The organism is Bacteroides sp. 2201st1_D9_2201SCRN_220225, assembly GCF_040928965.1.
Classification (GTDB): domain Bacteria; phylum Bacteroidota; class Bacteroidia; order Bacteroidales; family Bacteroidaceae; genus Bacteroides; species Bacteroides stercoris.
This window is the reverse complement of record NZ_JBCODG010000002.1, coordinates 25454-49243: the sequence shown is the minus strand read 5'-3', so window position 1 is coordinate 49243 and position 23790 is coordinate 25454. Positions and strand designations below refer to the sequence as shown.

At 38.0% G+C, this 23790-nt stretch carries 12 protein-coding genes and 2 pseudogenes; 6 read left to right on the top strand and 8 right to left on the bottom strand.

What is annotated here, in order from left to right:
- Positions 1 to 287 precede the first annotated feature (287 nt).
- A complete protein-coding gene (locus AB5903_RS00885) occupies positions 288 to 4304 on the top strand; it encodes an ATP-binding protein (protein ID WP_368117594.1) in 4017 nt (1338 codons plus the stop codon).
- 3 nt (positions 4305 to 4307) lie between these two features.
- Here AB5903_RS00885 and AB5903_RS00880 read toward each other — a convergent pair whose 3' ends face one another.
- Entirely contained in the window at positions 4308 to 5723 is a 1416-nt protein-coding gene (locus tag AB5903_RS00880) for an alkaline phosphatase (RefSeq protein WP_368117593.1), read from the bottom strand.
- Positions 5724 to 5752: 29 nt separating this feature from the next.
- Complete coding sequence (locus tag AB5903_RS00875; protein WP_272709714.1) at positions 5753 to 6988, bottom strand: DUF2264 domain-containing protein; 1236 nt, start codon at positions 6986 to 6988, stop codon at positions 5753 to 5755.
- 409 nt (positions 6989 to 7397) lie between these two features.
- Here AB5903_RS00875 and AB5903_RS00870 point away from each other — a divergent pair.
- The 5 genes and pseudogenes from AB5903_RS00870 (at position 7398) to AB5903_RS00850 (ending at position 18158) form a co-directional block, all read left to right on the top strand.
- Positions 7398 to 10598, top strand: a pseudogene (locus AB5903_RS00870) (SusC/RagA family TonB-linked outer membrane protein).
- 11 nt (positions 10599 to 10609) lie between these two features.
- Positions 10610 to 12355: a RagB/SusD family nutrient uptake outer membrane protein gene (locus AB5903_RS00865; protein WP_272709716.1), complete on the top strand. Its 1746-nt coding sequence runs from the start codon at positions 10610 to 10612 to the stop codon at positions 12353 to 12355.
- Between the two features lie 35 nt (positions 12356 to 12390).
- Positions 12391 to 13854 carry a LamG-like jellyroll fold domain-containing protein gene (locus AB5903_RS00860; protein WP_272709717.1) on the top strand — a complete coding sequence of 488 codons (1464 nt, stop codon included), beginning with the start codon at positions 12391 to 12393 and terminating at the stop codon, positions 13852 to 13854.
- Between the two features lie 167 nt (positions 13855 to 14021).
- Positions 14022 to 14744, top strand: a pseudogene (locus tag AB5903_RS00855) (metallophosphoesterase); the annotation flags it as partial.
- 117 nt (positions 14745 to 14861) lie between these two features.
- Entirely contained in the window at positions 14862 to 18158 is a 3297-nt protein-coding gene (locus AB5903_RS00850; protein WP_336314125.1) for a glycoside hydrolase family 2 TIM barrel-domain containing protein, read from the top strand.
- Positions 18159 to 18547: 389 nt separating this feature from the next.
- On the opposite strand, the gene AB5903_RS00845 is transcribed toward AB5903_RS00850, so the two are convergent.
- From AB5903_RS00845 to purD, 6 genes are all read right to left on the bottom strand, one after another.
- Positions 18548 to 19312, bottom strand: a complete 765-nt coding sequence (locus AB5903_RS00845; RefSeq protein ID WP_272709719.1) for a metal ABC transporter ATP-binding protein — start codon at positions 19310 to 19312, stop codon at positions 18548 to 18550.
- A 4-nt stretch (positions 19313 to 19316) separates the two neighbouring features.
- Positions 19317 to 20225, bottom strand: a complete 909-nt coding sequence (locus tag AB5903_RS00840) for a metal ABC transporter solute-binding protein, Zn/Mn family (protein ID WP_022104253.1) — start codon at positions 20223 to 20225, stop codon at positions 19317 to 19319.
- A gap of 71 nt (positions 20226 to 20296) precedes the next feature.
- Positions 20297 to 21004 (bottom strand): tRNA (5-methylaminomethyl-2-thiouridine)(34)-methyltransferase MnmD, encoded by a 708-nt coding sequence (mnmD, locus tag AB5903_RS00835; RefSeq protein WP_005655653.1) that lies wholly within the window; start codon positions 21002 to 21004, stop codon positions 20297 to 20299.
- Between the two features lie 33 nt (positions 21005 to 21037).
- Positions 21038 to 21517: a YqaA family protein gene (locus AB5903_RS00830; protein ID WP_005655651.1), complete on the bottom strand. Its 480-nt coding sequence runs from the start codon at positions 21515 to 21517 to the stop codon at positions 21038 to 21040.
- A complete protein-coding gene (locus AB5903_RS00825; protein ID WP_005655649.1) occupies positions 21502 to 22497 on the bottom strand; it encodes a hypothetical protein in 996 nt (331 codons plus the stop codon). Before AB5903_RS00825 ends, AB5903_RS00830 begins: the two co-directional genes overlap by 16 nt.
- Positions 22498 to 22503: 6 nt before the next feature.
- Positions 22504 to 23778, bottom strand: a complete 1275-nt coding sequence (purD, locus tag AB5903_RS00820) for a phosphoribosylamine--glycine ligase (RefSeq protein ID WP_005655647.1) — start codon at positions 23776 to 23778, stop codon at positions 22504 to 22506.
- Between the last annotated feature and the right edge of the window lie 12 nt (positions 23779 to 23790).

Here is a 23790-nt window from a genome sequence, read left to right as displayed (position 1 = left end):
ATTATTAGGATTGGTTTAGAGATATAGGGGGAATTTTAAAATTGGAACTGATTGTAGTTTAGGGAAAATTGCACATTTAATTTAGATGAGGTGGAAATATATTAGAGAAAAAGTCAAGATTTGGACTATTAAGTGTTTTAATTGTGAAAATTGATGATAGAACAAGAAAAGAATAGAACATCAAATTATTGGATGACAGTTTTGTATATATTATATTTATAGTCTTTTGATTTCTCTATTGTCTCTTTTTTGCGTATTTTTGTATTCATATAAAATATAAAAAACTAATGAAAAACCGAATCATATTTTTATTGTTTTCATTCTTAAATATTCTTTCGGCAAATGCAGAGTATTTTCGTAATCTAAGTTTGCAAAATGGATTATCTCAACCGTCTGTTCTGAGTATAGCACAAGATGGTTTGGGAAGAATGTGGTTTGGAACTCAGGAAGGCATTAATATGTATGATGGAGAACAAATTACTTATGTAAAAGGTAATATAACTAACATACAAGGTGATAGCCTTTGGATAGGAAATTATATTTCTTTTATTGTACATGATGATGAAGGTAATATTTTTTTCATAGCAGATAATAATTTATTTGGTTATAATATTTTTTATTCTGATTATAAACAATATACGAAAGGTAATGTGACTACAGCTTTGGCTGCTTGTAGAAATGAAATTTGGTATACTTGTAATGACTCTCTTTTTTCTTATGATTGCCAAAAGAAACAGTTGCAGTTTGTTTTGAGGTTGCCTTCTCATACAGTAAATACATTGACGGTTAGTGATACCAATATTTATGTCGGCATGGTGGATGGGCTTTGTATTATTCCTCGTAAGTCTTTAGGATTATCCCATTTTATGTTGAGTGGTATAGATATATATAGTATTTTCGAAGCTTCGAATCAAGAGGTCTGGATTGGTACACGTATGCAGGGATTGTATCGTTTAAAAAATGATGTATTGCAAAAGGTACCTCACACTCCTACTAGTAATATCGGAATCCGTAATCCGCAGGTACGAGCTTTTGTGGAGGATAATGAACATAATATTTGGTTTGGTACTTTTGCAGGTTTACAAAAATATGATATTCAAAAGCAGACTTATACATTAATACAGATTCCCCAATATGTAGGAGGATTGAATCATCCTTCTATTTTCTCTCTTTATAAGGATCAGCAAGGAACTATTTGGATAGGGAGTTATTATGGAGGAGTTAATTACTTCAGTCCGGATCGTAATGGTGTTGTGCATTATGATTATCAGGCTGGCAATCGTTCTAATCTTTATTATTCTTACATAGGTGAGATGGTCGAAGATAAACATGGTAACCTTTGGATAAGTACAGATGGTGGAGGTATTAGCTGCGTTAATGAGAATTGGGAGTTAATACATCAATTTACTGCAGGTCATCAGAACTCTATTCCATATAATAATATCAAAAGTATTTGTTATGATGAGAAAAACGATTACTTATATATAGGGACCCATTTAGGTGGATTATCCCGTTATGACATCCAAAAGAATCAGTTTTATAATTATCAAGAACATAGTTCAAGAGGGAATCTGGCTCCACATAATTTTATTTATCAAGTAAAAATGTGGAATGGAAAACTTTATCTTTCTTCTCGTGAAGGTATTTTCTTACTTGATCCTGTGAGTAATCTTTTTACTTTTTTATTCAAACCCGATTCTTACTGTACAAACTTCGATATTGATGATGCTGGAAATTTATATGTTAATCAATCAGATGAGATTATAATTGTTTCTTTATATGATTTATCACAAAAAAGATCTGTTCCCATACAAAAAATGGGTTATCAAGGCGGAATAGCACGTATTCTTGCTGTGAAAGATGGTGCTTATGTTTGTACTTTAGGAAGTGGATTGTTGTTTTATAACAGACATACAAAGAAAATTATTGCTTATAATACATCAAACAGTGAATTATCCAGTAATTACTGTTATAATATGAAGAAAACCACTGATAATAAATTTATTCTTACTGGTGACCAAGGAATTACTCTATTTAATTCGTTAGAACAGACTTTTATAAGGTTGGTACAGAAAGAAATTTATCTTAAAGCACCTGTAATTCGTGATTGTGGCATTTATGTGTCTTCTGCTAATAGGATTTATATTGGTGATACAAAAGGTGTAACGTTGTTGAGTGAAGAAGAATTTCAAACGTCTCAAGTAGAAATTAATTCTCTTTATTTTTCTACTCTTTATATCGATAATGAACTAATACTTCCTTCTCCTAAAGAGAAGGTATTAACTGCTGCACTACCTTTCGTAAAAGAATTAAATTTGGGTTCAGACCAAAGCAATTTACTTGTCAGATTTGCCCGTTCTGATTATCGGAATGAGCATGCCCAACAAGGGTTTGAGTATAAACTGGATGGTTTGGATAAAACATGGACTTATACTTCTGTTTCAGAAGCTAGATATACAAATCTTGATCCTGGCACTTATACTCTATATGTGCGTATGGCACATGCTTCTAACCTGTCTCCAATCAGTTTGATTATTCATATTGCTACTCCTTGGTACTTGACTTGGTGGGCATGGATGTTTTATTTGATTACAATAGGTTCTGTCATTGCGTATTATGCGTGGAATCGAATAACCAAATTGGCTTTAGCACAATCGTTGGAAAAAGAGCGTATGGAAAAGCAGCATATTGAAGAGCTGAATCATGCCAAATTGGTCTTTTTTACTAATGTAAGTCATGAATTTCGTACTCCGTTGACATTAATTGTTAGCCATATAGATACTTTATTACAAAATCAATTGTTATCTCCACAGGTATATAATAAGATATTGAAGATAAAGCGGAGTGCTCAGCAAATGACAAACCTTGTATCTGAACTTTTGGATTTCAGACGCTTTACACTGAATTGTTTTAAGTTGCAGATAAGGAAACAAGATATAGGTAAATTTCTAAAGGAGATATACCTTTCGTTCAGTGATTATGCCCATCAATCCGATATTCACTATAATTTTATTTGTAATCCGGTAGAAATAATCTGTTGGTTTGATGCAAAACAATTGGAAAAAGTCTTTTTCAATCTCCTTTCAAATGCATTTAAATATACTCCTAAAGGTGGGGAGATAGGAATGACAATAGCAACGGATAGCGGAAGCGTAAAAATACAGATTTACGATACCGGTTGTGGCATTCCTGCTTCTGATTCAATTCATATCTTTGATCGATTCTATCAAGGAGAAAATCAGAAGGGAACCGAACAATCACCAGGAACAGGTATTGGATTGGCCCTTACAAAAAGTATAGTAGAAAAACATCATGGTACAATCAGCGTGAAAAGTGAAGTTGGTAAGGGAAGTATTTTTACAGTTACTTTATCGCTTAATATGAATGTTTATCAGAATGATGAACATGTTCAGTTTATGGATAATACTCCAGAAATTATTACTTCTGAATTACCATCGAAAGACGTGGTTGAATATCAGGTTAATACATCAATGCCAGAGGATAATTTATTGCATGAATCAGAGCGGGGGGATGGACGTAAGCTTCTTTTAGTAGAAGATAACAATGAGTTATTGCATATTTTGCAACAGCTCTTTGAGCCATTTTATCAAGTTTATTTAGCGAATAATGGTAAAGAAGGGCTTTCATTAGCTTATGAATATAAACCGGATTTAATCATATCGGATATTATGATGCCTGAAATGAGTGGTACTGAAATGTGTTTGCAGATAAAAAATCACATTGATTTGTGCCATATTCCAATTATTCTGTTAACAGCACTTAATACTACAGAGCAGAATATAGAGGGGTTAAATCGTGGTGCTGATGATTATATAAGTAAGCCTTTTAATGCACAGTTGCTTTTAGCAAGGGCCAATAATTTGGTAAGGAATCGTTTGTTGATACAGCATCAACTTCAAAAACAACCTTTGTCTGAAATTGATTTGACTAGTATAAATCCGCTTGATCAGGAAATATTGCGTAAAACTTCTCAAATAATAGAAGAACACATGGATGATCCAGACTTTAATATACCGGAATTATGCAAAGGGATAGGCATCGGGCGTTCATTGCTGTATTCCAAGTTTAAAGCATTGACTGGTATGACACCTAATAACTTTGTATTGAATTATCGTTTGAAATATGCAGCAACCCTTCTCCGACAATACCCGAATTTGCCCATATCTGAAGCGAGCGATAGGACTGGTTTCAGTTCTCCGGTATACTTCAGCCGTTGTTTTAAGAACCAATATGGATGTACCCCGCAGAATTATCAGAAAAGAGTTGTAGCAAATGAATCTTAGTTGTTATTCTTGTATATATCCGGCTGCTTGAGCAATTTTTGCAGGGATCTGTGTATTATCTATTCTATCTTGAAATAGTTCAGCTCCTACTCCGATTGCAAAAACAGGAACATAGCCTGCTGAATGTCCACCACTAATCCAACCTATTTGGGCAATTTCATTAATGATACGTTTGGCTTCTGCTGCGATAGGTTCGTCTTGGGAGTATTCGCTTTTTTCCAAATTAATTTTTTGATGTTGCAGGCTTTCATTATAAGTGGCTTTTAAGCGAGCTTCTTGTTTTTCTGTCAATTTTACTTTATCCCAAAATCCAAAATTTTCTTTTAGTGCTTGTTGGATAGCTTCCCAACTTACTTGATTATTGGTTCTTGTACGCATTTTATTTACAATTCTTGTAAAGCCGTTTTCACTTACTTTTTGATTTTTCAGAACTTGTAAGTTAAGGTTATAAGAACCTGTTCCTAGGACAAAACCACCGGTTTCATGGTCAGCAGTTACCACAATAAGGGTTTCATTAGGATGTTGTAAATAAAATTCATAAGCTATCTTGATAGCATTATCAAAATCTATGATTTCATGAAAGGTAGTTGCAGCATCATTGCTGTGGCAAGCCCAATCTATTCTTCCTCCTTCTACCATAAGGAAAAAACCTTTTGATATATCTTTGGATAAGAAATTGATGGCAGAGCGGGTAATATCTTGAAGTGTCATATCTCCCTTTTGACGGTCGATGGCATAAGGTATAGCAGCTATTTCATGTTTTGAAGCCTCTTCTGTTTGAAATAAAATCATTTTTCTAGTTTTTTTGCTCTTTTTCAAGTACTCTTTATAGCCACGAGCAATGATGTAACCATTTTTGTCGGCCATTGTATATAGGTTTTCAGCTGAAGGATTTTTAGGATTTGTGCTTTCTTTGAAGTCGGAACCTGCATAGAAATCAAACCCAGCTTTATATAAATCTTTACCAATCTCATGATAGAGTGTACGTGTGGCTGCATGTGCGTAGAAGGCGCTTGGGGTAGCATGGTTTACAGTTACACTGGTAGCTATACCTACTCGACACCCTTTGTTTCTAGCCCATACGGCTATACTGTTTATGGGAGTTTTCTGATCCTTTAATACGCCAATTGCACTATTTTGGGTTTTGTGTCCAGTTGCTAGTGCGGTACCGGCAGCTGCGGAATCAGTTACACGGTTGCTCGCTGAATAGGTGGTTGCAATAGTAGAGTAGGGAAATTGGGTAAATAATAAAGGGGAGATTCCCGTTTTTTTCTTTAGTTCAGCACGGTATATTTCTGTACCTTGTACTTGGTTAATTCCCATGCCATCACCGATGAAATAAAATACATATTTGGCTTGTTGTGCATAAATACTAACCGACCAGACCAATAGGATAGATAAGAGTAAATGTTTTCTCATGGTATTTTTTTGATATAATGTTTTTATTGTTAATTACGTAGAGAGTGATGTCCGTCAATAGGGAAAGATTTGCCACTCCATGCTTTTCGAGAAGTCCAGTCAGCAGCTGGTTCACTCCAAAATGGGTGGTTGGCGGGCAAGGCTAATGGCATAAAAACAAGCGATGTCATATACAAGCTTCCATTGTTGGTATAATAATTTGCCAATTCTGGTTGATGACCGACAAATCCTAATTTGAGAAAACTTTTGTCATCAAAATTACCTTCTATAGAGAACATATTATTCATGACACAAGTTAATGCACTTCGGACTTGTCCATTGCATAGTACTTTGGGTAATCCGTATTTCCAGGCAGCAAGTGACAGTGATTGAAAGGCTCCCAATCGATATACTACAGAACGTCCGAAGGCTGGGTATGTGCCTTCTGGTGAGATAAGTCTTTCAATAAAGATATTGAATCTTTGCATGCGTTGAATTGCAAGTTTGGGACTGATGGGAGTAGGGAAGCCCTTTGCTTGACAAATTTCCAGTATTTCCACAAACATAGGATGCATTACATAGGAATTATAATAGTCTAAAGCAAATTCTGGACCGTCAGAATACCAGCCGTCGCTAAGATACCATTCGTTGAGTTTATTCATGGCTACTGTGAGTGCAAAATGATCGGCCTCTTCATCTATGAAAAGTAGAAATGCTTCTGTCATAGCGCGAAATAAGAGCCAGTTATTATATGCCGGACGAATTGTGCGCAATTTTTTGAAGCGCTCGATATAGCGTTGTTGGGTTATTTTGTCCAGTTGTTCCCAAGTTGCTTGAGGAGCACGGAGAAAGCTTTCGGCAATATAGGCGGCGTCCACTAATATTTGGGTAGGACCTTCCCATAAAAGATAGTCTGGGCTTTCGGGATTTACAGCGTTTTTGTATGATTGGAGTGCCCATTTATGTAATTGACTGCGTTGCTTCCCTTCAGGTGTATTGTCATCAGATAGAGATAACCAAGGAGAAATTCCAGCCATCAAACGTCCGAAAGCTTCCATATAACTAACCCGTTTATCTCGTCCATCCCAAGTAGGACTAAGTTCTAACTGCATGTTTTTTTGTAATTCACCTTTGCTCATATTTTCTAGAATTGGTTGTGCTATTTTATAGCAAAGGTCACTCCATTGTTTCCTTTCGTTTATTGGTTGTTTTACTTTTTCTCCAGCAAATGCATTTTCAGACAGATAAAAAGAAAGGATAATTAAAAAAATAATTTTTGTTTTCATATTTCTATTAAAGATTTGATAAGTGTTGGCTGCTTTTGATATCTTCTAAAATTCTATTCAAATTCAGTTTTATAAATCGGATAGATTTAACACTGCAATATTAATTCATTTAGAAAAAAATGGATTGTACAATAATACAGAATATATGGGATTATTGTCGGACTGATTATTTTGATAGACTAAAAGTCTAAGTCTTTCTATTTTATGGTGGGAGTATTTAATGGTAGCAGGAGTGAAATCTGTATGACATGGAAATAGCAATGTAACATGAACTATGAAAATCTTCCTGAATTCTATTAAAAATGTCCATGGATAATTTTAATAGTGACTTTGGATAATTTGCATAATGAATATAAAGTAAAAAGATGTAAACTTGCAACGTTAAAAACAACAAATCTTTAAAATACTTATGAAAATGAATGTTAAACACTACGGCTCTCTTTCTAAAAGAATAGTATTGGGAGCATCCTTGGTCTTACTTGCTACTGGATCGTTATGGGCAGTAGAAACTGGATCTGTTTCTATATCACCCCATGCGGATATAGTAGAAAATATTATGCAGCAAAAGACAATCAAAGGTGCTGTCTTAGATGTATTTGGTGAACCGATTATTGGTGCTAATGTGATAGTAAAAGGCACAGTAAATGGCGTGATAACGGATATAGATGGAAACTTTACCCTTGTTGGTGTATCTACAGGTGATATACTTTTGATTTCATATATTGGATATATATCTCAGGAGATTAAAATTTCTGCTAATATTACAGATTTAAAAATAACTCTGAAAGAGGATGCACAAGCTTTGGATGAAGTTGTAGTTGTGGGCTATGGGTCGGAAAAGAAAGTAAATTTGACTGGTTCTGTAAATAATATTAATGTAGCAGATCTGGCGGAAAGCCGTCCGATTACGGATGTGTCACAAGGTTTGGCAGGTATGGCTGCCGGTGTGCAAGTAACTTCTAGTTCTAACAAACCGGGTGAAAATACTGCATCTATTATGGTTCGTGGTCAAGGAACATTGAATAATTCGGCTCCTTTGGTTATTATTGATGGAGTAGAAGGTTCTCTGAGTAGTGTTCAGCCCCAAGATATTGAAAGTCTTTCTGTTTTAAAAGATGCAGCTTCTGCTGCTATCTATGGTTCAAGAGCTGCTAATGGTGTTATCTTGATTACTACACGTACAGGTAAGCAAGGAAAGGTAAAGGTGGAATATAATGGTTATATTTCATGGGAATCTGTGGGGAAAACTTTTGACCTGGTTTCTAATTATGCGGATTATATGGAGTTAATAAATGAGGGACTTACTAATTCTAATCTTCCAACCACATATTCTACCAACTCTATAGACTTATGGCGTCAAAATGAAGGGAAAGATGCTTTGAAGTATCCGAATACAAATTTAATGGATGCTATGTTCGAGACTTCATTGAGTCATAATCATAACGTTTCTATTAGTGGTGGTTCAGATAAAATTCGTTTTTATACATCATTTGGCTTTTTAGATAATCCGGGAGTTATGGAGAACTCTGGTTATAAAAAATCACAGGCACGCATAAATTTAGATATGGATGTGGCTTCTTGGTTAAAATTGGGAGCTAATATAAATGGATATGTAGCTTTTACAGAACCTGGTACAGATAAGATGGAGGACATCTTTACATATGCTGCAGCTACTTCTCCTGGTATGGTATTCCGCGCATCTGATGGTAGATTTGGAGCTACTAACAATGGTGAAGATGATCCTCAGAATGCGGCCAACAATCCTCTATATCGTTTATATAAAACAGATGGCGAAAATCAAGACAGATACTTGAAGGCACGTTTTTATGGAACTTTAGTCCCGCTAAAAGGTTTGACATTAACGGGTTCATTTAACTATATGCTTCGTAATAAAACAAGTGATTCCAAGCCTGTTTTTATTGAACAATGGAATTTTCAGAATGAAACAGTGACTTCTACCGGAATAGGCAAAACTTCCTTTATGGATAGTGATTATAAATGGAATAATTATCTGATGGATGTAACTGCTACCTATCAGAATAAAGTTTCAAAGCTTGACTATAGTATAATGGCGGGAGCTAGTCAGGAACTTTTTCGCTATAAATGGTTCAAGACAACAAAACAAGATTTGATTGATCCGGGATTAGGTGCACTTGATGGAGCTGTTGGTGCAGCTACATCTTCTGGTAATATGGTAGAGTGGGTGATGCGCTCTTATTTTGGGCGTATTAAATTGAATTGGGATAATAAATATTTGGTTGAAGCAAACTTTCGTGCTGATGGTTCTTCGCGTTTCTTAAAAGGGAATCGTTGAGGATATTTCCCTTCAGCTTCTGCAGCATGGAGAATTAGTGAGGAACCTTTTATTAAAGATTTTGCAGAAAAAATAGCGTTAAGCAATCTTAAGTTACGTGCTTCTTATGGTATGTTAGGTAATAACACATTGAGAGCTATCAATTCAGATATTGAAGGTAATTATGATGCACAGGCTTTGTATGGTGCATCCAATTATGTTTTGAATAGCAATGTTATTACAGGTTTGGCTATGTTGGCTATTCCTAATGCTAATCTGACTTGGGAGAAAACTAAGATATTTAATGCCGGAATAGATTTTAGTTTTTTTGCGAATCGCTTAAGTGGTACTTTAGAGTATTTTCATAAGAAGACAGAAGATATTTTAATTGATCTTCCAGCTCCATTGGTAAATGGTAATGCGTCTATTCCTAGGCAAAATGCGGGTGTTGTAGTAAACAAAGGCGTGGAAGTCAGTTTAGGTTGGCATGACCAAATCAAAGATTTCTCGTATTTTATAAATGGGAATGTAACATTCATCAAGAATAAGGTTACTAAATTTAAAGGAAATGAGAGTGCTATTACGAATGCTGATATGATTAAGGAAGGTCATCCTATAAATGTGCAATATGGTTATGTTGTAGATCGTATTGTGCAGACTGAAGAAGACTTAGCTTATATTCAACAGCTGATAGATAATACTCCGATTGATCCAGCTACGGGGAAAGTCAAGAAAACTTTTCCTTCTAATACGCCGGAACTGGGAGACTTGCTTTATAAGGATATTAATGGCGATGGTGTTATTAATGATGATGACCGTACAGTGATAGGCAATGGTGCTACTCCAAAATGTACTTTTGGATTAAATTTAGGTGGTGCTTATAAAGGATTTGATTTCTCTGTTCTTTTGCAAGGAGTTACTGGAGTGGAAACTTATTGGCTAGATAATTATTTCCGTCCTTCTGTTCGTCATAGTTATCAGTTAAATAAGGAGATTGCCGATGGGCGTTGGCATGAAGGTATAATGCCAGGAACTGCTAAGTATCCTCGTCTTTTAGAGTTTAACGATAACCGGAATACTTTGATCAGCGATTTTTGGATTCAGAATAGGTCTTTCCTTAAAATCAAGAATATTCAATTGGGATACAGCTTTTCAAAATCTGCATTCCCTTCTTTACCAGTCGAACGTATCCGCATCTATGGCAGTTTAGAAAACTTCTTTACGTTTACAAAGTATGACGGTTTGGATCCTGAAGTAGATGGTGTTGATTATCCGGCAATGAAACAAGCTGTTATTGGTATTAATCTTTCATTTTAAATTAATGCTTTATGAAAAAATATAAATTATTGGCAGGTATATTATTAGCATCTTTAAGCTTGAACAGTTGTTATGATTTGGATAGATATCCATCCGATCAAGTGAGTGATGGAATTTTTTGGAAATCAGAGACGCATGCCAAACAAGGCATGATGGGGGTATATGCAGCAATGCAGGTAGATGATGCTTTTGGGTTGAAGTTTACTTTTGATAGTATGTCCGATATTGGTACTGGTTTTGGTAACGAGGCATACAGTGATGTTATCACAGGTATTTACAATGAACGTTCCAGTTTTGTGGAGAAAAAGTGGCAGTCACTTTTTGATGGTGTAATGAGAGCCAACTTGGTTATACGGAAAATAGCCGAAATAGAAAGTATGAGCGAAAGTCAGAAAGAGCAGTATGTGGCTGAGGCTAAGTTTATGCGTGCTCTGTTTTATTTTGAATTATACAATTTTTATGGAGCTTTGCCTTTATATGACGAGTCTGTTAATTTGAGTACAGACTATAACAATATGAAGAAACCTAGAAGTACAGAAGCAGATGTCTTAAAATTTATTCTTGATGATTTGGATTTTGCTATTACTCATAATTTACCGGTACATTGGGATGTAAGTGAGTATGGACGGGCTACTTTGGGAGCAGCTTATGCCTTGCGTGGAAAAGTGTATTTATATATGAAAGAGTATACAAAGGCAGTCGCTGATTTTGAAGAGATTATTTTGGATAAATCTGGTAAAGGGTATAATTATTCTTTATATGAGGATTATTCCAAATTGTTTACTCCTGAAGGAGATGAGAGCAATGAAATGATTTTCGCAATCCAAAACTCAGGTGGAGTAGGTAAGGATTATGGAATGCCGATTGCTTTTTATATGGGAAACCGCGCTACTTATGGCAGTGATTGGGCTTCTGCATTGCCTTCTACTAAACTAGTGGATATGTATGAATATCAAGATGGACGCCCTTTTGATTGGGAAGAAATTATTCCGGGTTTCACAACTAGTATAGAGGTAAAGGATAAAACTTATGTTTGTACACTGACTAAAGGAGGTAAGGCTATTGAAGCATATCCAGAAAATAGGGATAAGTTACTTGCTATGTATAAACAGCGTGATCCTAGGATGATGCAAACTATTATAATGCCTTATACTACTTATGATGGCTGGGTGAATGAGGCTCCGAAAACTTGTGAATTTGTGATTGCTCGTAATGAAACCCCTAATGAAGTAAATGGTTTTATTCGGGTAGGAACTAATAGAAGAGAGTCTTATATATTTAGAAAATTTGTTCCAGTAGGTAATATGAATGGAGAAATTAATAACCGCGAAGATACACCTATTAATTTTCCGTTGATTCGTTTAGCTGATGTATATTTGATGTATGCCGAATGCAAGAATGAATTAGATGATCAGACTACAGCTGTTGAGTACATCAATAAAGTACGCCAAAGACCTTCTACTAATATGCCTGCTATCAATAGTGGTGCTACTTGGCTAAAAGCAACAACAAAATCGGAAGTTTTTGAACGCATTAAACACGAGAGAGCTGTTGAGCTTATTGCTGAAGGTCATCGTTGGTTCGACCTTCGCCGTTGGAATATTGCTAAAGATGTACTTCCAGGAGATGTATATGGAGCGACTGGACGAAGAATGATGACTCGTACATTTCTTGATAGAGATATGTTGTGGCCTATACCTGGAGTCGAAATCGAGAGAAATCTTGCTCTGAAGCCAAATAATCCGGGATGGGATTGATAACCTAATTTAGTATTATTAAAATAATAATCTTTATGAAAAAGCAGAGCTTTATATTGAGCATGATATTGGGATTTATACTTTTCTCGTCATGCTCCTCTGATTTGCTGAATGTTAATAATGAGGTTCCGTTGACAAAGAGCAATTTTTGTCCTTATGCTTTGGGAGATGAAATGATATTAGGTGCACATAAATGTAATGATATTGTAAAGTTACGAGATGCTATTGATTATGGAATTACTAACTTTGAAGTAGATATTCATGTTTCTCGAGAAAATGGCAACCCTGTACTGATGATTGGGCATGAATTAGAAACTTCAACGGGAAAAACTTTTGAGGAATATATGGATGATCTTCTTCAGATGAAACCAGATTTTAATTTCTTGTGGCTTGATTTTAAAGATTTGAGTACCGATGAAAATGAAAAAATCATTCGTGAGACTTTATACCGTTTAGATAGTAAATATGACATTAAAGATCGTGTTTTGGTTGAAAGTCGTTATATCACTCATTTAACCTCATTTGCCAATGATGGATGGAATGTTAGTTTTTACTCGACTTGGAACAGCTTGGTAGGAAAAACAGAACAGCAACAAAGAGAGATTTGTGAAAATTGGTTGCAGTCTATGCAAGAGAATAATGTAGATGGGATAAGTTTTGATTCAGATGTTTATGAAGTTATAAAAGCTAATTTTGAGAATGCGCAAGTTAATAATAGGCCAGTAAAACAGTATGCCTGGAATTATAGGATATATTATAATGAGCCTGATATTCAGGAAAAGATAAAGAAATATAGCCATTTGGCCGTGCTTATTATAGGTTTCCCTAATGAAGAGATTCCAAAACTTGTGTTGGATGTGCAATTTGCAGATAGTGGTGTAGCGACAAATAAAGGTAAGGTTCTTTCTTCTTTACCAGTGGTTCAAGGTACAACAAATGCAATCGTAACCCGTTGGAATACTCTATATGCAAAATACGAAGCTGTTTTTGACGGAACTAATTTTTTTTATGTTCCATACACTAAAGAAGATGCTATTGGAAATGCAATGCAAGGAATGTTTTCAATGGAGATCTTATTTTCTCCTGATGGAGGAGTCAATCCATTCTCTTCGATGGAAAGTGGTGGATTAGGATATGAAATGACCAGTGATAATAAACTTGCATTCTACTATAGGGCAAATAATAAATGGGTGTTACCAAACAATAATTTTCAAATACCAATACAAGTGGGGCAGAATGCATATTATCACGCTGTTGTAACATATAATAAAACCACTTTTAGGATGTACCTTAACGGCAATAAGGTGAAAGAAATGAAAGTTTCTGGCTCATTTAATTTCCCCCAAAAAAATCAGGCACCGGATTATTTGATGGGAATTGGCGGAGATTATCGTGATGTGGTAATTCCTTCTATTCAAAATTCTTTTATTGGGAAAATTGTATATGCCAGATTGTATAAAGGAGTTTTGAGTGAATCGGATGTGAAAAAAATGAATTAATCAGATTGAGAGAGAAAAGTATAAGGTCTTTTTATATATTTTCTCTGTTTATGCGAGTGAAGAATCTGTAAACATTCAAGCTTTGTCTGCAGATTCTTCATTTCGTTTAGAATATTGTTGCTTTTTCGCAACAGATTTTTCCTTTGTTTTATGTAAAATGATTCGTTATGGATAGATTTATCAGGTTATTTATATATCTATGTTTTGTAGGAAGCGGTATAGTAGCACAAAATACTTCTCCGGTTATCAGGTTCGGATTATTTGCCGATACTCAATATGGAGATTGTCCACCAGGGAATACTCGATTTTATAGACAAGCATTGCAAAAATTGGATACTTGCATTGACTGTTTTAATCAACAAAATGTTCAGTTTACTGTTAATTTGGGAGATATTATTGATAGGAAGAATATGGATTTAGATTCGATAAAGTTCTATCTATCACACCTTGACAATGAAATTTATCATATTACAGGCAATCATGACTATAAGGAAGTGACAGATGATGCTATACTTTATGAACAGTTAGATATGCCATCAGCGTACTATTCTTTCAAAAAGCAGAATTGGGTATTCATTATGCTGAATACCAATGAAGTTTCGGCTTATGCCAATGTAAAAGGCACTGAAAAAGAGCAGGAATTAGCTGAGATGTTAGAGCATATAAAACAAATTGGAGGAAAGCAGGCTCATCGGTGGAATGGGGGAATCAGTAAAAAACAGATGACATGGCTCAATAACTTATTGGCTGAATGTGAAGAAAAAGGTTATAATGCCTTGATTTTTACACATCATCCCCTTTATCCCCAAAGTGAATTTACAGCTTTGAACAATATGGAAATACTGGATACAATTTCAAAATATTCTTGTGTAAAGGCAGTTTTTTCCGGACATCACCATGCTGGTGCATTTGGTTATTATAAAGGAATTCCGATGATAACACAAGAAGGGATGATTGAGACGAAAACTCAGAATGCATATTCTATTGTAGATATTACGGAGGATTCCATTCTTGTAAAAGGGCATGGAAGGGCTTCGTCACGTTCATTCAGATATTCGTCATTGCCTTATTGGAAAGATGTACTGGTTACTTCTGTGAATACAGAAAGTCCTCGCACTTCTTTTATGACATACTCTGACCGTTTACAAGCGTTAACAGGAAAATTTGAAAATAGTCCATATTATAAGCTTTTGAATGGCATTTGGGATTTTTATTATGTAGAATCTTATAAAGACCTTCCTGAAGATATAACTGATGTTTCAACTTCCATTACAAATTGGCATAAGATTAAAGTGCCGGGGAATTGGGAAATTCAAGGGTATGGTACAGCAATTTATACTAATCAATGTTATGAATTCCAACCTAGTAACCCGCAACCTCCGCTATTGCCCGAACAGAATCCAGTAGGTGTTTACCGTAAGGAATTTACTATACCTGCCGGTTGGGATGGACGTGACATCTACTTACACATAGCTGGTGCGAAATCTGGCTGTTATGTGTATATTAATGGTGAGGAAGTTGGTTATAATGAAGATTCTAAAAATCCAGCTGAATATTTGGTTAATAATTTTTTACGGCCAGGGAAAAATATACTTATATTAAAGATTTATCGCTGGAGTACTGGCTCTTATTTGGAATGTCAGGACTTTTGGCGTCTAAGTGGAATTGAACGGGACGTTTTTTTGTATTCACAACCTAAAGCATCAATTAAGGATTTTCGAATAACTTCTACATTGGATGATAGCTATAAGAATGGTATTTTTAAGGTAGCTATTGATATGAAGAATCATAAGGATAGTACTGTTGCATTGAAAGTTTGTTATGAGTTGATTGGAGCGTTAAACAAAATTGTTGCTTCAGGTGAAACAAAATTACTCTTGCCTTCTGGTAGAATAAAAACTGTTACTTTTGAACGACAACTACAGGATGTGCAGACTTGGACTTCGGAATCTCCTAATTTATATAAATTGATAATGACTATTCAAGAAAATGGAGAATCTACTGAGGTAGTTCCTTTTAATGTTGGTTTTCGTCGTATTGAAATAAAAAGAATAGAACAGAAAGCTGAAAATGGAAAAAATTACACTGTTTTGTTGATTAATGGGCAGCCTTTGAAACTGAAAGGAGTGAATATTCATGAGCATAATCCAGAAACAGGTCATTATCTAACGGAAGATTTGATGCGTAAAGATTTTGAACTTATGAAGCGTGCCAATATTAATACTGTACGTTTGTGCCATTATCCACAGGATCGTCGTTTTTATGAATTGTGTGATAAATATGGTTTTTATATATATGATGAAGCTAATATTGAAAGTCATGGTATGCGTTATGATTTACGTAAAGGCGGTACTTTGGGTAATAATCCTGAATGGTTAAAACCACATATGTATCGTACGGTTAATATGTTTGAGCGTAATAAGAATTATCCTTCTCTTACTTTCTGGTCTTTAGGTAATGAAGGCGGGAATGGATATAATTTTTATCAGACTTATTTGTGGATAAAACAGGCTGATAAAAATATAATGAATCGTCCTGTAAATTACGAACGTGCGCAGTGGGAATGGAACACAGACATGTATGTTCCGCAATATCCTACTGCCATTTGGTTAGAAAATATAGGGAAAGAAGGGAGTGATCGCCCGGTTGTTCCTTCAGAATATGCCCATGCAATGGGGAATTCTACGGGTAGTCTTTGGGAACAATGGAAAGCTATTTATAAATATCCAAATTTGCAAGGCGGATATATTTGGGATTGGGTAGATCAAGGTATTCTGACCCAAGATGTAAATGGCTGCCAGTTTTGGGCTTATGGGGGAGATTTTGGGAACAATATGCCGAGTGATGGAAATTTTTGTTGTAATGGTATTGTCAGCCCAGATCGTACTCCTCATCCGGCTTATTGTGAGGTAAAGTATGTACATCAGAATGTAGCTTTTGAGGCAATTAATTTGGCTTTTGGTAAATTTCGAATATGGAACCGTTTTTATTTTACTAACTTGAAAAAATATCAAATTAATTATTGGATAAAAGAAAATGCTAAGATAGTTCGTTCTGGTAAGTTGTATTTAGACATCGCTCCTCAAAAAAGTAAATTATTAAATGTGGATGTAAGTGGCTTGAAACCGAGGAGTGGCGTAGAATATTTTGTGGAGTTCAGTGTAACAACTATTGAACCAGAGGCTTTACTTCCTATAGGTTATGAGATTGCTAAGGAGCAGTTTCGCCTTCCCATAAATCCATTACCTCAAGTTTTCAAAATGGATGGTCCTACTTTAACCTGTAGAAAGGATAGCTGTTTTGTGGCTGTTGAATCTTCTAAAGTTCGTTTTATATTCAATTTAAAGAATGGCTTGGTTACTTCTTATAAAGTGAACGGTGTAGAATATTTTAAGGATGGTTTTGGCTTTCAGCCAAATTTTTGGCGTGCTCCTAATGATAATGATTATGGTAACCAAATGCCTGAGCGCTTACAGATATGGAAACAAGCTAGTAAAAACTTCAAAGTTGCAGCTACTGATATTAATATGGAAGGGGAGGCTGCTGTTGTGGCTGCTACTTACTTGTTACCAGCCGGGAATCAGTATAATGTTATTTATCGCATTTATCCATCAGGTGTAGTAAAAGCAAATTATACTTTTACGGCGACGGATATGAAAGCAAAGAAGGCAGATGTTTCTGAAGAAACTTTAGCGGCAACTTTTACTCCAGGGAATGAAGATATTCATAAAAGACCATTGTTTTTAACTGTGCCACGTATAGGAATGCGTTTTCGTATTCCTATAGAAATGAATCGGATTACTTACTTTGGGCGCGGGCCAGAAGAAAACTATATTGATCGTAATGCCGGTGCATTTGTAGGTCTTTATAGAAATACTGCAAATGGCATGTATTTTCCATATGTGCGGCCACAAGAAAATGGTCATCATACAGATACACGTTGGTTAACCTTAACGGAAAAGAATGGTAAGGGATTAACAATATATGCAGATAGCCTTATGGGATTTAATGCTTTATGTAATTCTGTAGAGGATTTTGATGGAGAGGAAACTACTCAACGAGATTATCAGTGGCTTAATCGTAATGAAGAAGAACTAAAGCATGATATCATAGCTGCTAAAAATGTGAGACCACGGCAGACTCATATTAATGATATAGTGCCAAGAAATTTTATAGAAGTATGTATTGATATGAAACAAATGGGAGTAGGCGGGTATGATAGTTGGGGAGCTATGCCTGACTTGCAGTATCTCATTCCTGCTAATAGGGATTATCAATGGGGAATTACCATTGTACCAATTTAAGTTAAGGGAATACCAGCCTTAATTTAGATAATGAATATTTTGAGTATAAGATTATATTAGTAATTTATTGATATTTATTATTTTAAATGATTATCCTGTGAAATTCTGACTGTTTGCAGAATATATTATTGGAGTATAACGTTTTGGAAGAAAAGATAAGCTTCTTCCAAAACGTTTGTAAGAATATGCTATGTAACGATGTATCCAAGACATTATATAATGTTTTTCTGCAGTTCATTTGTTTTTGATATCGAAGGTAACTTTATTAGATATGAGTTTTATGGTTTGGTTGAGTTGTCCAATATTTTATGTTAGTTATTGATATTTATCAAATGGTAGGTACCCAATAAAAAATATTGTTAGCTTTCTATAGACAGATATGAGGGGTATCAATGGTGATGATGTTCCCCCAATACCCGGTGCGGCAATGTTCCATGTCCCAGCAGTTCTATGGGGCAGTTGAAATTGCGTTCCAGCCATTCGCCGGTAATGCCGGTATCGGGGTGGTAGTCCAGTGTTTCGTTGACACAGGCAATGGATTTCACCTGCTGCAATACCGTACCTATGTCGTGGCTGACGAGTATGATGGCGCAATCCTTGTTGATTTCTGCCAACAATTGGTATAGGCGTGCTTCAAACCGTTTATCAATATAGGTACTGGGTTCGTCGAGGATTACCACTTCGGGATCCGAAATAATGGCACGTCCCAGCAAGGCGCGTTGAAGCTGTCCGCCGCTCAATGCACCGATAGCCCGTTCTTCCAGTCCTTCCAGTCCCATGCGTACAATGACTTGATGTGTCTTTTCTTTATGTTCTTTCGTAAAACGCGAAATAAGTGACTTCTTGCTGCTGAGCCCTGACAGAATCACCTCTTCGACGGTGATAGGGAACTTGCGGTCTATGCTGTTGTATTGAGGCAGATAGCCCATGGTGAGCTGTAAGTTGCCTGCCGTGCGGGAAGAGGTGAAAGATATTTCACCGGAAAGCGGTTTGAGCAATCCTAAAATACATTTGATAAGAGTGGTCTTGCCACCTCCGTTCGGACCGATGATACCCAGAAAATCCCGGTCGTAAACGGTGAGGTTTACATCGCGAAGTACTGTACGGCCGTCGTATCCGGCATTGAGGTTTTTGATTTCAATAATAGGTTTCATTGCTTCATTCTTGGTTCTTCATTGGGTTCAGCGCTTGGGCTATATTCAGCATTTCCGTTTCCCAATCGTAAGATAAGGGATTGATGTCAACAACCCGGGTTCCGGTTTGTTGGGCGATGAGTTCGGCATTGCGGCGGTCAAATTCCGGCTGTACGAAGATGACATGTACATTTTCGCTGCTGCAGGTATCAATCAAGGCTTTCAGATGTGCAGGAGACGGTTCTTTGCCACCGGCTTCGATGGGAATCTGATGCAATCCGTAGTCGCGGGCGAAATAAGAGAGTGCCGGGTGGTAAATCATAAAGGCATGGTCTGCGCCGGGGGGCGCCAGCGTTTGCCGTATGAGGCTGTCGGTATGTTCTATCTTCCGGCAAAGAGTATTATAGCGTTCCAGATAAAAATCTTCGTTGCCTTTGTCGATATTGCGTAAGGCACTTAAGATATTGCCTGCGATGATTTGGGCGTTGACGGCCGAGTTCCATATATGGGGCTCCACACCGATGGCGTGTTGGTGCTCTTTTTCGTTGGCTGCGTGATGATGAACATGCGTGTTGTCATAAATCAGATCCACACCTTGCGACATATCGAAGAATTGCAGGTGAGGAGCGTTGTCTGTCAGCTTGTCAGTCCAAGTCTGCTCGAAACCGATATAGCCGATGCGGAAGTAAGCCTTACTGCGTGCAAGCTCTACGAGCTGTTGAGGCGTAGGGTCATAGGTTTCCGGACTTGTGCCCTTGGGAACCATGCTGACTACCGTAAAGCGGTCGCCGGCAATGGCTTCGGTGAGGTACCGCAGAGGCTCGAGGGTAACGGTGATAACCGGTTTTCCTTCGCTCCTATTGTTGGTTTTGCTTCCGGGTTTGCAGGAAGCTATCAGTATAGTTGCAAGTAGTAGAAAGTATATCTTTTTCATTTATTCTATCTATGGTTTTTTGTATATGTGGCTCTGTGGGGCCGTTACTTTGTTTGTTTTTTGTGTATGGCTCATTCCTTTGTTTTGGATGCCCGCAGTATTTCGCGTTTACCACCCGGCGGACCGGGAAGACGCTCTACCCTAAATCCGATGGCTTGCAAAAGCCTGCGGATAACGCCTTTTGCACAATATGTGGTCAGTATGCCGTTGTTGTTCATGGCGGCATATATGTGCCGGAAAAGCTCTTCGCTCCACATTTCCGGCTGTTTTTCGGGAGCAAAGGCATCGAAATAGACAAGGTCGAAATAGTGATTAGTGGTTAGCGATGAGTGATGAACAGGTAATCTGTCACTCATCGCTGACTGCTTGTCGCTCATCACTTTATTTACGTCTCCTTGTATCTTGTGTAACGTGAAGTACGGTGTAATGTTCACGTCTTTGTGCCAGGGTGCCGTGTGTAATTCCTTAAACAGGGGATTGTCGCTATAATGTAAAACATCCACCTCTTCCCATGACAGAGGATAAAGTTCGATACCGGTATAGTGAACCGGCCTTTGCTCCAGTCCGGCTGTTTCCAGTGTGAGCAGAGCGTTCAGTCCCGTGCCGAAACCTATTTCAAGGATATGCGGCAAGGTAGCGGCGGAGGCTTTTAGTCCCATGTCGATGAAAATATGTTGCGATTCTGTGCGCGCTCCTTTTACCGAGTGATAATGCTCATTCAACTCCGGCACAAACAATGTGGTGCTTCCGTCTTCCGTCTGTTCTATAATCCGTTCCATACCCGCTAATCACTAAATATTAATTACCAACCGCTAAACACTCATCACCGACAAAGCGCCTTGAAGAGCCGATAACATAACGATGTACCGTATCAGTTTTCCTGTAAACATGGAAAGGGAAGTCAGCATTACGTTGCTGCGCATAAATCCCAGTGCTATGGCAATGGCTTCTCCTATAAAGGGCAGAAAGGCAAAGAAAGCCATGAGCGCTCCTTTACCTTGCAGGAAACGCTGCATTTTGTCTATTTTTTCTTGCTTCACTTTGAAATATTTTTCTATCCAGTCCGTCTTGCCGAGATGTCCCATGTAATAGCAGGTCATGCCGCCCATTGTGTTTCCCAGTGTGGCGGCAAGAACACAGATGGCAGGGTTCAAGCCTACCTTGACGAGTGCCAGCATCACCAGCTCGGAACTGAACGGAATGATGCTTCCCGCCAATAAGGCCGAGATAAAGAGCCCTGCATATCCCCAGTCTATCAGGAGTTGTATGAGTGTATCTATAAAAGCGTCCATAGATTGAATCCGAATAAAGTAAATAATCCGACCAGCATAATGATGAAGAACAGGTTGGAACTCCGGCTGTTGGTCAGTACGAATAAGTGTCCTATCAGAATACTGGTGCCGATTAGCAGCAGAGAGAACAGATGGGGATACAGAGCGGGTTGCAGTCCTATATAGACGAAAATACAGAAGTTCAGGAATATCAGGAAGTGCAGATAGCTGCGCGTACGTATCTTGTCCTCATATCCGGCTATTAAACAATGGCTTGAACTGACCATATATAAAAGGAGTATATACCCGATTGTCGCCAATTCCCAAGGCCGGAAACCAAATAGGATAGAGCGGAAATTCACCAGTTCCAGGAATGGCTGGTAGAATAAATCCATGTGTCCGGATAGATAGGCATAGCCCAATAGAAACCAATAAGGTACGCTCCAGCCGATAAGCGAAGCGAAAAAACTCTTGGGGTGCAGGGACTGGAAGCTATACGCGCCTATCCAAAATACGGGAACAAAGAATATCAGTTGCGGAAAAAGCAGACTCCCCATTCCTATAAATACGAATGCGTGAAACAGATAGCTTGCAGATTTGGATTGCTGATAGCTCTTGAACAGGAAATACAGAGCAATGAGAAAAGTGACCGCTACCAAATCTCCTGCATACAGTATGTGCATGGTAGGGCAAACGGAAATCAGCAGGAAATAAATGGCTGTCTGTACTGAGGCCCGCATGCGGATGATGGCAAAGGCGTTGTTCAGCCCGATAAGAAAATACCCTATGACGGAGTACAGGATGAAGCTGAAAAGACGAGTGCCCCACGTTGGAATACATGAGCTATAGAATATGTCCCATAGGGGGTAATTGCCTTTCCGTATCTCCAAATCGGGCAACAGAATAGCGCTCAGTATCCAGCAGGCTACTGATATAAGGATGGCGGCGGGAAGCGTAAATCGTCCCGCCGTAACCCGATTTTGGAATCTTTGGCTTCTCATTGACTGTTAAAGGTCGAATCCGATATCGCGACGGAAGTATTTGCCTTCAAAACTTAACATGTCGGCCACTTTATAACTCTTTTTCAAAGCCTCTTCTTTTGTCTCTCCATAGGAGCAGACAGCTATGACGCGTCCGCCGTTGGTGACGATATGCCCGTCTTTTACGGCGGTACCGGCATGGAACAGAATGCTGTCCGTGGTTTCTGCCAAGTCAAAGCCGCTCATGGGATAGCCTTTCTGATACGTTTCGGGGTACCCGCCACTGACCAGCATTACGCAGGCAGCCGTGCGCGTGTCGAGTTCCATTGCCTTGGTGTCGAGGTTTACCTTGTGCACGCCTTCGAAAAGCTCTACAATGTCGCTCTTGATGCGCAGCATGACACTTTCGGTTTCCGGGTCGCCCATACGTACATTATATTCGATAACCATAGGCTCGTTCTGTACATTGATAAGTCCCAGGAAAATGAAACCTTTGTACAGAATGCCTTCTTCGCGCAGTCCGTTGATGGTAGGCTCTATGATGCGTTTGCGCACCTTTTCCATAAATACCTCATCGGCAAACGGAACGGGTGTTACGCTACCCATACCGCCAGTGTTCAATCCCTTATCACCTTCTCCGATACGTTTATAGTCTTTGGCTACAGGCAGCACCTTATAGTGCTCACCATCGCTCAGGACAAATACCGAGCACTCTATCCCGCTGAGGAATTCTTCGATAACCACTGTTGCGCTGGCATCACCGAACATACCGCTAAGCATCTCTTTCAGCTCTTTCCGGGCTTCTTCCAGAGTCGGAAGAATCAGCACGCCTTTACCGGCGCACAGGCCATCGGCTTTCAGAACGTAGGGAGCGGTGAGCGTTTCGAGAAAAGCAAGTCCTTCTTCGAGTGTTGCAGCAGTCACGCTTTTATAGCGGGCGGTAGGGATGTGATGGCGCAGCATGAATTCCTTGGCAAATTCTTTGCTGCCTTCCAATTGCGCACCTTTTGCAGAAGGACCGATGACAGCAATGTGCTGTGTAGCGGCATCTTCTTTGAAGAAGTCGAAAATGCCCTGTACCAACGGGTCTTCGGGACCCACTACAATCATGTCAATCTTATGTTCAAGGGCAAAAGCCTTGAGGGCGGGGAAGTCCGTAGCTTTGATGGCTACATTTTCGCCCACTGCACTTGTTCCCGCGTTGCCGGGAGCGATATACAGTTTCTCTATTTTGGGGCTTTGTGCAATTTTCCAAGCCAAAGCGTGTTCACGGCCACCTGAGCCAAGCAATAATACTTTCATTTTATGGATACG

Coding starts and splice junctions, on each gene's coding strand:
- AB5903_RS00840 (WP_022104253.1), bottom strand. CDS start 20,225: ATGAAAAAGATATACTTTCTACTACTTGCAACTATACTGATAGCTTCC.
- AB5903_RS00885 (WP_368117594.1), top strand. CDS start 288: ATGAAAAACCGAATCATATTTTTATTGTTTTCATTCTTAAATATTCTT.
- mnmD (WP_005655653.1), bottom strand. CDS start 21,004: ATGGAACGGATTATAGAACAGACGGAAGACGGAAGCACCACATTGTTT.
- AB5903_RS00825 (WP_005655649.1), bottom strand. CDS start 22,497: ATGAGAAGCCAAAGATTCCAAAATCGGGTTACGGCGGGACGATTTACG.
- AB5903_RS00865 (WP_272709716.1), top strand. CDS start 10,610: ATGAAAAAATATAAATTATTGGCAGGTATATTATTAGCATCTTTAAGC.
- AB5903_RS00830 (WP_005655651.1), bottom strand. CDS start 21,517: ATGGACGCTTTTATAGATACACTCATACAACTCCTGATAGACTGGGGA.
- AB5903_RS00845 (WP_272709719.1), bottom strand. CDS start 19,312: ATGAAACCTATTATTGAAATCAAAAACCTCAATGCCGGATACGACGGC.
- purD (WP_005655647.1), bottom strand. CDS start 23,778: ATGAAAGTATTATTGCTTGGCTCAGGTGGCCGTGAACACGCTTTGGCT.
- AB5903_RS00875 (WP_272709714.1), bottom strand. CDS start 6,988: ATGAAAACAAAAATTATTTTTTTAATTATCCTTTCTTTTTATCTGTCT.
- AB5903_RS00860 (WP_272709717.1), top strand. CDS start 12,391: ATGAAAAAGCAGAGCTTTATATTGAGCATGATATTGGGATTTATACTT.
- AB5903_RS00880 (WP_368117593.1), bottom strand. CDS start 5,723: ATGAGAAAACATTTACTCTTATCTATCCTATTGGTCTGGTCGGTTAGT.